Genomic DNA, 14,813 nt, shown 5'->3' on the forward strand with positions numbered 1-14,813 from the left:
TCCTGCAGGCATACCCCGTCGACAACGCCGACGCCCTGTTCGGTGGCGGCGCCGAACTGGTGGAACCCCTGACCATCCACCAGAGCAGCGAGAAACTCCAACCCCTGTGCGGGGTCAGCGAAGCGATCACACAGGTCTTTGTCAGCGACGACGCGCCCCGATACCTGATGGTGGTCGCAGGGAGCGTGGTGCTCCTCACCGATGTCGCCCGATGGTCAGAGGGCCGTTACCTGGCCTTCGATGTTGCCACCGCCCTGGACCGGCGTGACGACAAGGCCAATGGCGAGTTGTCCTGGCATGCCGGCCTGTGGTCGGCCAATGCTCTTCTACCCGATGAAGATGACGGCAAGGCTGAACTCGACCGCTATACCGAGAGCTCCGAAAAGCACGCCGTGGGCGTCAGCGAAGACCTCCGCGAAGGCCTCAGAATCTCGATCGAGAAGATCGCCAACGAAGTGCTCACGCGGCGCCGCGAAAAGGGCCTCGCTGTCGAAGGTATCCCGGAACTACCGCGAGATCTCACGACGCAGTCGCTGCGGTTCCTCTACCGAATCCTGTTCCTCCTCTTCGCCGAGGCACGACCCGAACTCGGAGTGCTCCCGGTCGGAACACCTGAATACGAATCCGGCTACGGACTGGATCGGCTGCGTGAACTCGTCCAGGTCCCGCTCACCGGACGCTCCGCCGACGGACACCATCTCCATGACTCCCTCGACCTGCTGTTCAGGCTCGTCAACACCGGCCACAACCGTGGTGGACGCGACACTGACGGCCTCGTCTTCGAGCCCCTACGCTCCGACCTGTTCGACCCTGCGAAGACACCGCTCGTCGACGGCGAGGGCATGCGGATCAGTAACCGTGTGCTGCAGGAGGTCTTGAACCTTCTGCTGCTCTCTAAGCCGTCCAAGCGCAAGGGTTCTCAGCGTGGTTACATCTCCTACGCGCAGCTGGGTATCAACCAGCTCGGTGCTGTGTATGAGGGACTGATGTCCTATAGCGGACTGATCGCCGCCGACGACATGGTGGAGGTGGCCAAAGACGGCAACGCCGACAAGGGATCATGGCTGGTTCCCTCCAGCAAGTCCGGCGACTACGACGAGAAAGACATCGTCTGGCGCGAGGACCGGCTCACCGGCCGCAGGGACATCGTCCGCCACGCCAAGGGCAGCTTCGTTTATCGCCTTTCGGGCCGGGACCGCCAGCGAAGCGCCTCGTACTACACCCCCGAGGTGTTGACCAAGTGCGTCGTCAAACACGCTCTGGCCGAACTGATCACTGACGACACGTGCGCGCAGGACATCCTCGAATACCGCATCTGTGAGCCGGCGCTGGGCAGCGGTGCGTTCCTCAACGAGGCCATCAACCAGTTGGCCGCGGAGTACTTGAAGCGCAGGCAGGACGAACTCGAAGAGCCGATCAAGCCGGAGAAGTACACCGAGGAACTCCAGAAGGTCAAGGCATACCTGGCGCTGCACCGTGCTTACGGTGTCGACCTCAACTCCACTGCCGTCGAGCTCGCCGAGGTCTCGTTGTGGCTCAACGTGATGCACAGCGGACTGCAGGCACCGTGGTTCGGTCTGCACCTCCGACGCGGTAACTCCCTTATCGGTGCGCGGCGCGCCACATACGATCTTTCCGCACTCGGTCGCGCCAAGAAGAGCTGGCTTAAGACCCCACCCGTCGACCGGCCGCTGTCAGAGGGCGCGATCGGCGACGGCGAGATCCACCACTTCCTACTTCCCGCCGAGGGTTGGGCCGCAGTCGCGGATGCCAAGCAGGCCAAGGAGTTGGCACCGGAAGCTGCGGCGGCACTTCGTGAATGGCGCAAGAGCGTCACCAAGAAGCCGAGCCAGAAGCAAGCAGATCGTCTCCGCGCGTTGGCGACGCGTGTGGAACGATTGTGGACGTTGGTGCTACGCCGTATGGAGATCAGCGAGGAACAGATCTCCCGGCATATCGATGTCTGGGGAGCCGAGATTCCAACGACTGAGGACGCGGTTTCTCGGGAGAAGGTAGAGGAAGATCTACACAACCCAGAAGGTCCGTACGAGCGGCTGCGTCTGGCCATGGATGCGTGGTGCGCATTGTGGTTCTGGCCGCTGACTGGATCGGGCACCGGCGACGAGCAAGGTCATCCTGGCCCGCCGGATCTCGATGAGTGGATTGTGACGCTCGAAGAGCTGCTGGGAGCCGCCGGAATCAAGAAGGTCGACAAGGACCAGGGCTCATTCCAAGATCTCGCCGAGGGGTACAAGCAACTTGCGAAGATCGACGAGCGGGATCGAGAGTTTTCCGGCATGCGATCCATCCTCGATGTGGTGTTCCGCCATCAGTGGCTGGGAACGGCGCGTGGGATCGCGCAAGATCAGGGATTCTTCCACTGGGAGTTGGACTTTGCTCAGATCTTTCATAGGGGTGGGTTCGATCTGCAGGTAGGTAATCCGCCGTGGGTACGGCCGAAATGGCTCGATGACGTAACACTGGCGGAAATAGACCCTTACTTTCTCCTGCAAGAAAAGATCCCAGCGAGGTCTTTTAGCGAGCGACGCGCACGAGTACTGGCTGAGCCGAACGCGGCTAGCAGCTATATTGCGGACCTAGCTGCCTGGGCTGGAATGGCAGAATCGCTTGGATCCACAGTTGAACACCCTGTTCTCGCGGGCGTTCAGACCAATCTGTACACCAATTTCATGGAACGTGTATGGAGGAACTCCGGTGGGCGTAGCGTGGCCGGACTCATTCACCCCGAGACACATTTCACTGATCCAAAGGCTGCTCCTCTTCGGCGGTCGACCTACCATCGGTTGCGGCGCCACTGGCAGTTTGGGAATAACCTGCTTCTTTTTGAAGACGTCGACAATAACATATCCTTCGGTATTTCAATATACGGCGCAGATGGACCCGTTCGATTCTTAAACATGTGTACTATTCAGGATCCATCGACGGTTAACGCATCGCTTGCCGCGCAAGATGGAGTGGGCGAGATTCCTGGAACTCAGTTCGCTTGGGGAGGATGGGATTTGCGGCCCCACCCATCACGTGTGAGCATCGTGGATGAGCGTGTTCTACGTGAGTGGGCCAATCTCTTCGATCCTCCCGGGACCACGGCGGTGGAGGCTCGGCTATTACGGCCGCTGACCCGGCACCATATCGACGTGTTGAGAACGCTGGCGCTGCAGGACCGCAGAATGGCTGACCTTGGATATAGGTGGACGCGGTGTTTCGACGAAGACAAAGGCAAGCGTGATGGATATATCGAATGGAGAACTTCCACTCCGGCGTCCTGGTCGGAGGTCGTTTACCAAGGACCCAATTTCACCGCTGCGACGCCGCTGGTTCGCCAACCTAATGTCCCCTGCAAGTCCAACAAGGACTGGACACTCTTCGACCTCGAATCCCTCCCAGAATCGGTGATCCCGCGAACCAATTATCAGCGCGCCTGCGACCGCGACACCTATGACGCCGGCATCCCGCAGTGGGGGGATCGGCCCGCGACGGACTTCTGGCGGGTGGCGTGGAGGAATATGACCCAACCGGGGTTGGAGAGATCACTGCACGCAGCCCTTGTCAGACCGGGTGTGGCACATGTAAACAGTTGTCGAGCCCTGACGGGCTCTCCGATGTACGCAAGACCGCACTTGTTGCGGGATTGTGGGCGTCACTTCCGTACGACTACCTGGTAAAGGTCAGCGGCCGCCCGCATGTGCAGACAGAAGTCGTCGACCGGTTCCCTGCCCCAGTTGATCACCCAGCAGCCCAACAACTCCTCCTTCGCACGCTGCGCCTGAATTGCCTGACGCGCGACTACGCAGAACTCTGGGATGCTCTGTACGAGAAGGAATTTACCAACGATTCGTGGACCGCATCATTCGGCTCACTGTTGGACCCACTCGGAGTGAGCGCACGCAAGTGGACGATGAAGACTCCACTCCGCACCGACTTCGAGCGTCGCGCAGCGCTCGTCGAGATCGATGCACTGTCGGCGCTGATGCTGGGTGTGACCGCTGAACACCTTGCGTTGATGTTCCGCGCGCAATTCCCGGTGCTTCGCAAATACGAGTACGAGATGTACTTCGACTGGAACGGGCGCAAGATCGCGAAAGACCACCACGCACAAGGAGTTCACCAACAGAAGGACGACTACAAGCTGCTCCAGGCATGGATGAACGGCGAGGAGTGCGGCGACCTGCTCGAGCGATACACGCCGTTCGCGCCCGATGACGACCACGAAGAACCGTGGTTTTACAAGCCGGACCGTGAAGCCGAGATGCGCGCCGCGTATGCCGACTTCGAACAGCGATTGGCCACCGGCGAATGACCGCACCGAATCCGAGCCTCCCATCGCTGCTTGCGTTGGAGACCCAGGACTCGATTGTCGAGTACCTCTCGACGACGTTCGCGCTCTCGGATCCCGAAGCGCAACAGGCGCTTCGTACGTTCCTGGCCGATTCGCAGACTGGGATCTTCCGCGGTCCCTACCTCAAGATCCGTACGCCTTATCAGCCCGTCGGAACCGGATGGGTCTCACCACTGGAGTGGATGCCACGAGGCTTTCGACCCTTCCAGCATCAGGCGGAAGCCTTTCGACGGCTGTCGACGAATGGCACTGCGGCGCAACCGACCATCGTCACCACCGGCACAGGATCGGGAAAGACCGAGTCCTTCCTCGTCCCACTCCTGGACCACTGCCGCCGCGCCGCGGCACGCGGCGACAAGGGCATCAAGGCCATCATCCTGTACCCGATGAACGCCCTCGTCACCGACCAAGCCCGCCGTCTGGCACAGTACATCCACGACGATGATCGCCTGGCGGACGTGACGGCGGGTGTCTACATCGGTGGTAGCGGCAAACGCAAACAGCCGAGCCGCCACGCCCTTGTCGACCACCGCGAAACCCTGCGTGAGAACCCGCCGGACATCCTGCTCACCAACTACCGCATGCTGGATCTGCTTCTGTTGCGCCGGGCAGATTCGAGTCTGTGGGCCAACGCGGCTCTCAGCCTGCAGTACCTCGTCCTCGACGAATTCCACACCTACGACGGTGCTCAGGGCACCGACGTCGCCATGCTCATCCGCCGCCTCGGGGCCAAGGTGGGCGTGGCCGGCGCAGGCGGCCCACTTGGCCGGATCACACCCGTCGCGACATCCGCGACCCTGGGAGGCGGAACCCAGAGTGTCGCCCTCCGGACCTTCGCCGAAACCGTGTTCGGCACCACGTTCGGTCCCGACTCCCTCGTAGGCGAGACGTCCCTCGGCGCGACCGACGTTGTCCAAGAGGTCGACTTCACCCTCGACATCCCGTCCGTCGAGGACATCCTCGCGGTCCCGGCCCCGGTCAGCGACGACCCAACCACCTGGATGCCGCTCGCAGAGGCGATCCTTGGCTCTGCCGCAGCACAATCTACGGATCTGAGCGATCCGGTCGCGATAGGTGATGCCCTCCGCAGCCACTTCCTCACCCGCGTCGTCATCGACGTCCTCGGTGACGCCCCCATGACCGTTGCCGACGCGGTGAACGGCGTCGCGCAAGCAGGCATCCTGCCGTGGGGCGTCCACAACTCAACCAATCCCGGAGAAGCCCAGACCGCACTCCTCCGGTTCCTTGCCCTCATCTCCATCGCACGCACCTCCGACAACACCGGAGCGCTACGACCACTCGTGAACGTCCAGGTGCAAACGTGGGTGCGTGAACTCAGCCGAATGATGCGCGCAGTCGGCCCAAGGCCCGAATTCCGCTGGTGGCACGACAGGCCCGTCGAAGGACAGCGACTCCTGCCCGCCACATACTGCCGCGTGTGTGGGCGAGCCGGCTGGATGGCCGCCACCACCGAACTCGGCGACAACCTCGCAGGCGAGACGTCTGCCATCTGGCGCAACAGCGCCCGCTCAAGCAGCCGCGCCAAGACACGCACACTGCTCGCCGCCACTGCCGACGAAGAAGGCGTGCGCCACCTCGACCCCGAAACCCTCGAACTCCACGCCGCACCCGGAACCGGCACCATCGCGGTCCACATCACCGCGACAGACGAGGACGCCGCCAACGAGGTCTGCCCATCCTGTGGCGCCCGAAACGCCGTCCGCTACATGGGCTCCAGTGTCGCCACCCTCCTCAGCGTCGGTCTCACCACCGAATTCGGCTCGCAAGTCCTCCCGGACGACGAGAAGAAAACCCTCGTCTTCACCGACTCCGTACAGGACGCCGCCCACCGCGCCGCATTCATCGATGGGCGCGCCTTCGCCTTCAACTTCCGCTCGGCATTGTTCCGTGCCGTCGGCGACGACCGGTTGTCCCTGGCCGACGCCGGAGCAGTGTTGGGCGACACCACGGCCATCGATGAACTGTATGCCCTCACCCCACCCGACTTCAGTCGTCGACTCACCAACGACGCCGACTGGCTTGACCATGACAACGGACCGCTCCGATCGTTGCTGGCAACCCGCCTCGCATTCCAGGCACACCTCGAAGCCGGCCTCGGCTCTCGAACCGGCCGCACTCTCGAACTGACCTCATCGCTCGCCGTCGACATCGACGTCGATCTGGACTCCTACGCAGGCCTCAGCCACGACATCCATGAAAACCTGCCGCAACTGAGCCTCGGCGGCCCCCTCGCAGAGAGTGTGTATCGCCCTTGGCTGTTCGGAGTACTCGAGCACCTGCGCATCGGCGGCGGGATCATCCACCCCTGGCTCGCGACCTACCTCAAGGAGGAAGGAAAACGGTGGTCCATCTGGGGTGGAAGCACCGACGGCATGCCCAAGTTCCCGCGCGGACGACCGGCCCCGTCCTTCTACACCACCGGGCCCGCCGGAGACACCGACTTCCAATCGCTGAGCCCGCGTGGTGAATCGTGGCTCACCGACTGGACCAAACGCTGCCTTGGCGTCACCAGCGGGGAGGCGAGAGCACTCCTGCTCGGGGTCGTCGACCAGCTGGCAAGTGATACCGGGCCCCTGGCCCGCAGATCCGGCGAGAAGGGATCACAGCTCTACGGCCTCACACCACAAGCGGTGATCCTCGACCCATCCGACATCGTCCGCCTGGAATGCCCGACGTGTAATCACGTCCAACCCGCCGCAGGGAACCGACTCGACCTCTGGCACGGAGCGCCCTGCCCCCGGATGCGATGCACCGGCCGACTCGAACCCGATGCGGTGGAGGAGTCGAACTTCTACCGGAGCATGTACCGCAGCGGCCGCATCCGCCGCATCGTCAGCGCCGAACACACCGGCCTCCTCGCGCGCGCGGAACGCGAAGAGGTCGAAACCCGGTTCAAGGTCGGCGGTTCCGCATCGGACCCCAACATCCTGGCCTGCACCCCCACCCTGGAACTCGGCATCGATATCGGTGATCTCAGCACCGTCGCACTGGCCTCCCTGCCCCGGTCGACGGCCAACTACCTTCAGCGAGTCGGACGAGCCGGACGATCCACCGGCAACGCCTTCGTCCTCGCCGCGGTACCCACCTCGCCGCGCGACCTCTACTACTTCGCACAACCCGAGAACCTCATCGCCGGAGAGGTCATGCCGCCAGGGGCGTACCTGGAGGCCACCGAACTCCTGCAACGCCAGTACCTCGCCTTCTGCCTGGACAAGATTGCCGGAGAACACCTTCCGATCACAACACCCATGCCCACCAAGCTCACCGAATGCCTCGACCACGGCATGGACGAGGGGCACTGGCTGCGTTCGGTGGTCGATACCTGCGTCAATCACGCCGACACCCTGACCGCCGAATTCTCCGCACTCTTCGGCGACAACATCTCCGACGACGCCCGCCTACATCTGCGGGACTTCGCCGCAGGAGGAATGCGCAACCTCGCCGCCGAGACCGCCGCCCGCTGGATCTCCGACACCGACGAAATCCGCACCCGCATGAGCGGACTATCGGAAACCATTGCGGCACTGGACAAACACGGACACCTCGACGACGCCCAGAAGGAAGACCACAAACGCTGCGCCGGCGAATTCAGAGCACTCAGTGAACAACTCTACGACCGCGGCAGCATCGAAACCCTCACCGGACTGTCCGGTGTCGGGCTCCTTCCGAACTACAACCTCCTCGACGACGCGACCACCCTCGACATCCATCTGTGGTGGACCACCGGTACCCCCGGCGGCCAAGCCCAAACCGAAGCACTCGATCTCACCTATGAGCGAGGCAGCGCCACCGCCCTCACCGAACTCGCACCCGGCGCCTACTTCTACGCGGGTGGCAAGCGCGTCGAGATCGACGCCATGGACATCGGACCGTCGACCAAACCCCACTGGCGCCGAACCCGTCTGTGCCCGGACTGTGGTTGGGGTACAACCACACCCGAGGTCGTGCAGATGTGTCCCCGGTGTCACTCCGGGGCGGTCGCCGACTCCGGCGCGGTGCACAACGTCCTCGAACTACGTAAGGTGTCGGCGGTCCACCGCCTCGACGATGTCCTCATCGACGACGAAACCGAGGACCGCACCCGAACATTCTTCGGAACCGTCACCGGCGTCGACATCGAACCCCACGACATCGCGCAGGCCTGGCGACTCACCGACGCCATCTTCGGTGCCGAATACGCACGAACGGCCACCATCCGAACCATCAACACCGGATACGGCGACGCTCCCGGTGAGACCCTCACCATCGCCGGCGACGAACGCAACGCACCCGGTTTCACCACCTGCCAACACTGCGGCGTCGTCGCATCACGCTCTACCCGAACCGAAGATGTCCGCCACCGCGGCTACTGCATCACCCGGCGCGGCGGCACCGAGACATGGACGCGGCTCCTGCTCTCTCACGAACTGCGTACCCAAGCGGTTCGACTCCTCCTCCCCGTGTCGTTGCTGAACTTCGAAACCACCCTGGCCTCCTTCAAGGGCGCGCTGCTCCTCGGACTGCGCAAGGACTTCGGCGGCGACCCTCAGCATCTCTCGGTGGTGGCGTCCAGCATGACCGACAACGAGGGAGTCACCCGCCGCTTCCTGGTCCTGCACGACACCGTGCCGGGCGGCACCGGATACCTTGACCGATTCGGCGAACCCGACCGCATGCGCCACATCCTCACCCTCGCCCGGGATGCGCTCGCCGAATGCCCTTGTCGTACTGAAGAACTCCGCGCCTGCCACCGATGCCTGTACGGAGTTCTGCCAGCACGAGACATGACCCACGCTTCACGTGAATCCGCCCTCAGGCTTCTCGAGGACTTTCTCGGCGAATGGCAGGTCGAGCGGATAGGGACAGTCACCGGGATCGACATCGGTGCCGTTCAACTCAGCGAGCTGGAGATCCGGTTCCGGGAACTGTTGAAGCATCTGCTCGAGAGCCGTTCGGGTGCGTCGTATGAGATCTCGATGGGTACCAACGGCGAAGAACTCGACATCCGCATACCCGGTCCCGACCAGCAACCCCGACGGTGGCGTATGCGGCCGCTAGTCCAGGTGGTCGCCGCCGGTGTCGCCACCGAGCCGGATTTCTTGCTCACCAGGGTCGACGCCCAGACCGCCGACGTCGCGATTTACCTCGACGGCAAACAGTTTCACGCGAGCGTCGAGCACAATCGCACCGCGGATGATGCCCGTAAACGCGACGCGCTCCGACGCGACGACACTCGCGTCTGGTCGATCGCGTGGGACGACGTCACCGCACTCGAAACCGGCAACGCCAAGAATCGGTCGCAGGACATCGTCCACCAGCACGTCAAGAACGCTGCCGCCGATCAGGTTTCCGACCCGCGGATCAAGTACCTGTGGGACAACCCGATCGAGCTGCTCATCGAGTACCTCGCCGATCCCGACGCCGACGTCTGGGGCGATGGCGCCACGGCGACCGCGTTGGCACTGGTGAACCCGTCGGACAAACACGGCTCCGGCGAGCCGATCTTTACCGGGCCGGGGCAACTCGCGAAGATCCTCGTCGATGTCGCAGCCGGTACATCCACGCATCCTGACGCTTCTGGGACCATCATGGTGGTCCCGCGACACGGCCTGAGTGGCCTGCCCATCCTGATCTGCGCCGATCCCGAGAATTTCGAATCCACGCTCGGGGTCTTCACGCTCCTCGATGACTCGGACGAGGCCGTCGGCGGGAAGATGCACGACAATCAATGGCGAGCCTGGCTCCGATGGGCGAATCTGCTTCAGTTCGTATCACTTCCACACTTCGGTGACTTGCTGCCCCAGCGGATGGCCGCCATCTGGACGACACGATCACTTCCAGATTTTCTGGCAATGTCTCTGCCGCTGGCCACTACATCGGCAGATCGAACCGATATTGTCACTCCGCTCCCGGGGGAATGGAAGATCGTTCACGAGTACGCCGACCCAGCTGTGGCCGACCTGGTAGAAAGTCTCGCGAATTCCGGGGCCGCCATCCCCGAGGTCGGGATGGAGCTCGGCCCCGACCAATCCATCTGGCAGGTGGAACTCGGCTGGGACGAACCACGGATCGCGGTCGTGACGGATAACGTCGACGACCGGGATAGGTGGCTCGAGGAAAACGGTTGGCGTGTGTTCCGCATGACGAACTGGCCCGACGGCAGTGTGGTGGACGATGTTGTCGGTGCGGTGGCAGGAGGACAGTGATGACGAGATACGTGCAGATGCACGAGATGTTCCAGGATTCCTACGACAAACTCGATGGAAGCATCAAGGGCAAAGTTCTCAACTTCATGGTGAAGCTCCAACAAGACCCGGACGCCACCGGACTGGACTTCAAGAAGCCCAAAGGGGCCGCCAACAAGTACATTCGAACAGCCCGCGTCAACGACAACTACCGAGCGGTTCTCGTGGACCCCGGCGGCGATTCGTCGCTGTACCTCATCTCGGTCCTGACCCACGACGACGCTTACGACTTCGCCGGCAAGGTCACCCTGCAGGTCAACAAGAAGACCGGAGCTGCAGAGCTGTTCGACCATGTGGCACTCGAGGAGGCGATTGGTAAGGCCCAGGCTCCCGCAACGGGCTCCGACGCTCCTTTCATGCCCTCAACGGTCAAGCCGATCGACCTCGAACGTTTCGGAGTCGAGGCGGACCTCGCCGAGAAGTTGACCAAGGTGGTGGGTGAGAAGGCGTTTCTCGCAATCGCCGAAGCATTGCCCAATACCCAGGCCAACGCGGTGCTCGATCTCGCATTCGGGAAGAGTCCCGATGAAGTATGGAGTTCCTACGCGATCGATGAACCTGGCCCCGTCGACCCCGACGACATCCAGAAGGCACTCAAGCGCCCCATCTCCCAGCTCAACTTCACCGCTGCTGCCGGCGAGAACGAGGCCGAGCTCCGGGCGGTACTCGAAGGTGACTTCGCCAAATGGCGTGTGTGGCTGCACCCGTTGCAACGCAAGCTCGCGACCCACGATGGGTGGAACGGTCCCTTCCGGGTCACCGGCGGCGCCGGCACCGGGAAGACAGTCACTGCGCTGCATCGCGCCCGTCACCTCGCTCACCGGCTGGGCGAGGAGAACAGCGGCGCCAAGGTGTTGTTGACCACCTATACGCGAAACCTGGTGCGCGCCATCGAGGCGCAGCTCGTCGAACTCGCCGGCAAGGAGATCACCCAACGGGTGGAGGTCCTGAACGTCGACGCACTCGCACGCAAGGTGGTCGCGTCCACCGACACTGGTCGCGCTCTGGTCACCTCCTCGACGTTGGTCCACGACGGCGATTCACGGGTCACCCAGCTGTGGTCGGTCGCCGCGCAGCAGTCCAACGAGGGCTGGGAGCCGGCATTCCTCTCCGATGAGTGGTCCCTGGTGGTGTTGGGGAACTCGATCGAGAATGAGACCGCATATCTCCGGGTGGCCCGGAGTGGCCGCTCCCAACGACTCTCTCGTCCCCAACGTGCCGACGTGTGGAAAGTGATCGAGCATTTCCAACGCCTGATGCGCGCTGACGGGTTGATCACCTTCACCGAACTCGCCGCGCGCGCTGCATCAGTGCTCACTGCCGATCCCAAGCTGCGTGACAAGTTCGGGTACCGATTTGCCATCATCGACGAGGCCCAGGATCTGCATCCCGCCCACTGGAAGATGGTGCGCGCACTGGTCAAGCCCGACACCGACGACCTCTTCATCGTCGGTGACGCTCACCAACGGATCTACGGTCGCCCGGCTCCGTTGTCGCGCTACGGAATTGAGACGCGTGGACGCTCACGTCGACTGACCATCAACTACCGCACCAGTCGCGAGATCCTGTGGTGGACCCTTCAGGTGGCCGATCCTGACGTCGACGATCTCGACGTCGACTCCGAGAACCTCCAGGGCTCTCGATCGGTCTTCGGAGGTCCTGCGCCTGAGATCGCCGGGTTCAGCAACGTCACTGCCGAGAATTTGGGAATCGCAGCGTTCATCCGGAAGTGGGAAGACGACGGCTTGGGAGCCTCCGACATCGCAGTCTTCACCTACGAGAAGCGCCATGTCGACGACATCGTGCATGCATTGGCCGCCGACGGGATCAAAGCGACGGCAGTCGGCTCGAACACGGCCGAGGAGAAACTGGGAGATACCGTCCGGGTGATGACGATGCACCGGGCCAAAGGCCTGGAGTATCGCGGTGTGGTCTTGGCGAGGTTGGGGGAAGACGACTTCCCACCCGCGTATATTGCACGCAAGAAGGGCGACGACCTCGAACGCGAACTGAAGAAACTTCGCAGCGTGCTCTATGTCGCAGGCTCCCGGGCGCGCGAGCGGATGGCCGTGACATACGTGGGTGAGCCCGCGAGAATTCTGACATGACCGAGTCCAGCGAGACGCACGAGCGGACGGCCTTCGAACTCGACGATTCTCAACGAGCCGTGGCCGAGGCGCCCGCTGACGCGCGTTTGCTGGTGATCGCCGGTGCGGGCCAGGGCAAAACCGAGGTCGTGGCGTCGCGTATCCAATACCTGGTGGAGGAAGAAGATCTTTCGGCATCCACCGAGATCATGGTGCTCAGCTTCTCCCGAGCCGCGGTACACGCTGTTCGCACGAGGCTCGAAGGACACGACATCGCGCGTACCGACGTACGCACCTTCGACTCACTGGCGTCATACCTGTTGTCGCAGAACGGACGAGAACCTATCGGAGACTTCGATAATCGAGTTCGGCAGGCGACCCAGCTGCTGGTTGACGACTCGGACGAGGTCGAGGGGATCGAGGATCTCCAGCACCTCGTACTCGACGAGGTCCAAGATCTCGTGGGCGATCGGGCGGAAATGATTCTGGCGCTACTCCGTCGGATCCCGGAGTCGGCCGGCTTCACCGCCCTCGGAGATCCGTTGCAGGGCATCTACGACTTCACTCTCAAGGCCTCGCGGAGCAAGACCACGTCGGACGAATTCGCCGCTCAGCTCACGGACGTGTTCGGCGCTGAGACGGTGACGTTGGCGCGGAATTACCGAGCGCAGGGGCAGTTCCCAATTGGGGTAGTGGGCCTGGGGAATCAGCTGCGAGGCCAGCGCGAGGCTGACGCGGCGGAGACGGTCGCACAGTTCGAGAAGACCTTGCCCCATTCGGGTGTGATCAAGAACTGGAAGTTCCTCGCCGAACCGGAATCCGGACGCACCGCCGTGCTATGCGCGACAAACGGTGAGGTACTGCGTATTTCGCAGTTTCTCACCAAACAGGGAGTGGATCACGTGGTTCGTCGACAGGCCCGTGACTTCGGCGCGGCCCGGTGGATCGCGGGCATCTTCGAAGACTTCGCCGGGCCGGAAGTAGACCGGGACAGCGTCCAATCGGTGATCGAGGCGAAACTCGCGCAGCGGCTTCGTGAAGAGGCGTGGTACCTGCTGAAGGGCGCTGAGGGACGTTCCCGCACGATGTATCAGCTGAACCTGCCTCGCGTGCGCAGTCTGATTGCCACGGGCTCGATTCCTTTGACGCTGACCGAGCCCGATGAATGCCGGGTGATCGTGTCGACGATTCACCGTGCCAAAGGGCTCGAGTTCGAACGTGCCTTCTTCGTGCACCCGAACAGTCCGATGGGTGATGAGAACGAATGGCTGGCATTGCGTCAGAAGTATGTGGCATTGAGCCGGGCGCGCGATGAGGTGGCAGTCCTTGATATTCCGACCGGGTGGATGTGGTTCGACAAGCGCAACGGACGACAACGAGAGCGTCGCAAGAGCAAGCAGGGCAAGAAGTACAGCGCAGCGATTGAGTTCGGGTCCGGGGATGTGCTCGCCGGGCGACCATTGTCCGGAGACGCCGCCCGTGTGCGGGACATGCAGCGGGCCTTGACGGACGCGTCGCCGGGTGAAGTGGTCACAGGAGTTGTAGAGCCGGTGTACTCGACAGACGATGTACCGGTCTTCGTTCTGCGCACTGGAGCCGGAGACGAGTTGGGAATCACGAATGAGTGGTTCGGACGTGCTGTCGCTGACGAGTTCGGCTATCGCTTCCGCGATGGCTGGGACGGCGCCGTGATCGAAGGTCTTCGCCTGGTTGCGGTCGAAACCGTCGCCGCAGACCCCCGTTTGACCGAGGATGCGGGACTGGGCTCGTCGGGTTTGTGGTTGGTACCCAGGGTTTTCGGATTGGTGACGCCGCGCGCGCCGTGAGAGCCAGTCGGTTAAGCCTGCGCGGCAATTCCTCAACTCCTCGAGATATTGTCAAGACCTGTGGATGAGCGGTTTTCAGGCGGCCTCCTGGGTGCCTGAGGTGGCGTCGGGTTTGACGAGTTTGCCTTTCTCGAAGGTGGCGCCATCACGGACCAGTTTCACCAGATGTGGTGCGTTGACCGCCCGCCATTTCGACTGCGCGGCCTCGATCAGTTTGTAGGCCATCGCGATGCCGGCCGCGCGGGATCCGGGGCCTTTGGTGACTTTGGTCCGTAGCCGCACGGTCGCGAACGTCGAC

General features: G+C 62.8%; 5 protein-coding genes and 1 pseudogene. 5 read left to right on the plus strand and 1 reads right to left on the minus strand.

Features of this window, described 5'->3' with window-relative positions; all coding sequences use genetic code 11:
• The 5 genes from A5777_RS03220 to A5777_RS03240 all read left to right on the plus strand — a co-directional run.
• Positions 1-3,683, plus strand: a 3,683-nt coding sequence (locus A5777_RS03220; RefSeq protein ID WP_064861596.1) for an Eco57I restriction-modification methylase domain-containing protein, incomplete at its 5' end; no start/stop codon positions are given.
• A 212-nt stretch (positions 3,684-3,895) separates the two neighbouring features.
• Positions 3,896-4,318: a hypothetical protein gene (locus A5777_RS25195; protein WP_231894924.1), complete on the plus strand. Its 423-nt coding sequence runs from the start codon at positions 3,896-3,898 to the stop codon at positions 4,316-4,318.
• Positions 4,315-10,563 (plus strand): DEAD/DEAH box helicase, encoded by a 6,249-nt coding sequence (locus A5777_RS03230; protein WP_064861598.1) that lies wholly within the window; start codon positions 4,315-4,317, stop codon positions 10,561-10,563. Before A5777_RS25195 ends, A5777_RS03230 begins: the two co-directional genes overlap by 4 nt.
• Positions 10,563-12,710, plus strand: coding sequence for a UvrD-helicase domain-containing protein (locus A5777_RS03235; RefSeq protein WP_064861599.1), 2,148 nt, complete (start codon positions 10,563-10,565; stop codon positions 12,708-12,710). Before A5777_RS03230 ends, A5777_RS03235 begins: the two co-directional genes overlap by 1 nt.
• Entirely contained in the window at positions 12,707-14,515 is a 1,809-nt protein-coding gene (locus tag A5777_RS03240) for a UvrD-helicase domain-containing protein (RefSeq protein WP_064861600.1), read from the plus strand. The genes A5777_RS03235 and A5777_RS03240 overlap by 4 nt, the downstream gene beginning before the upstream one ends.
• A gap of 75 nt (positions 14,516-14,590) precedes the next feature.
• Here A5777_RS03240 and A5777_RS03245 read toward each other — a convergent pair.
• Positions 14,591-14,813: pseudogene (locus A5777_RS03245) on the minus strand (IS256 family transposase); the annotation flags it as partial.

This window comes from Gordonia sp. 852002-10350_SCH5691597, from assembly GCF_001665715.1.
GTDB classification, from domain to species: domain Bacteria; phylum Actinomycetota; class Actinomycetes; order Mycobacteriales; family Mycobacteriaceae; genus Gordonia; species Gordonia sputi.

What these genes read in the sequence shown, in the direction of transcription:
- A5777_RS03230 (WP_064861598.1), top strand. Translation starts at nt 4,315, where the DNA reads ATGACCGCACCGAATCCGAGCCTCCCATCGCTGCTTGCGTTGGAGACC.
- A5777_RS03235 (WP_064861599.1), top strand. Translation starts at nt 10,563, where the DNA reads ATGACGAGATACGTGCAGATGCACGAGATGTTCCAGGATTCCTACGAC.
- A5777_RS03240 (WP_064861600.1), top strand. Translation starts at nt 12,707, where the DNA reads ATGACCGAGTCCAGCGAGACGCACGAGCGGACGGCCTTCGAACTCGAC.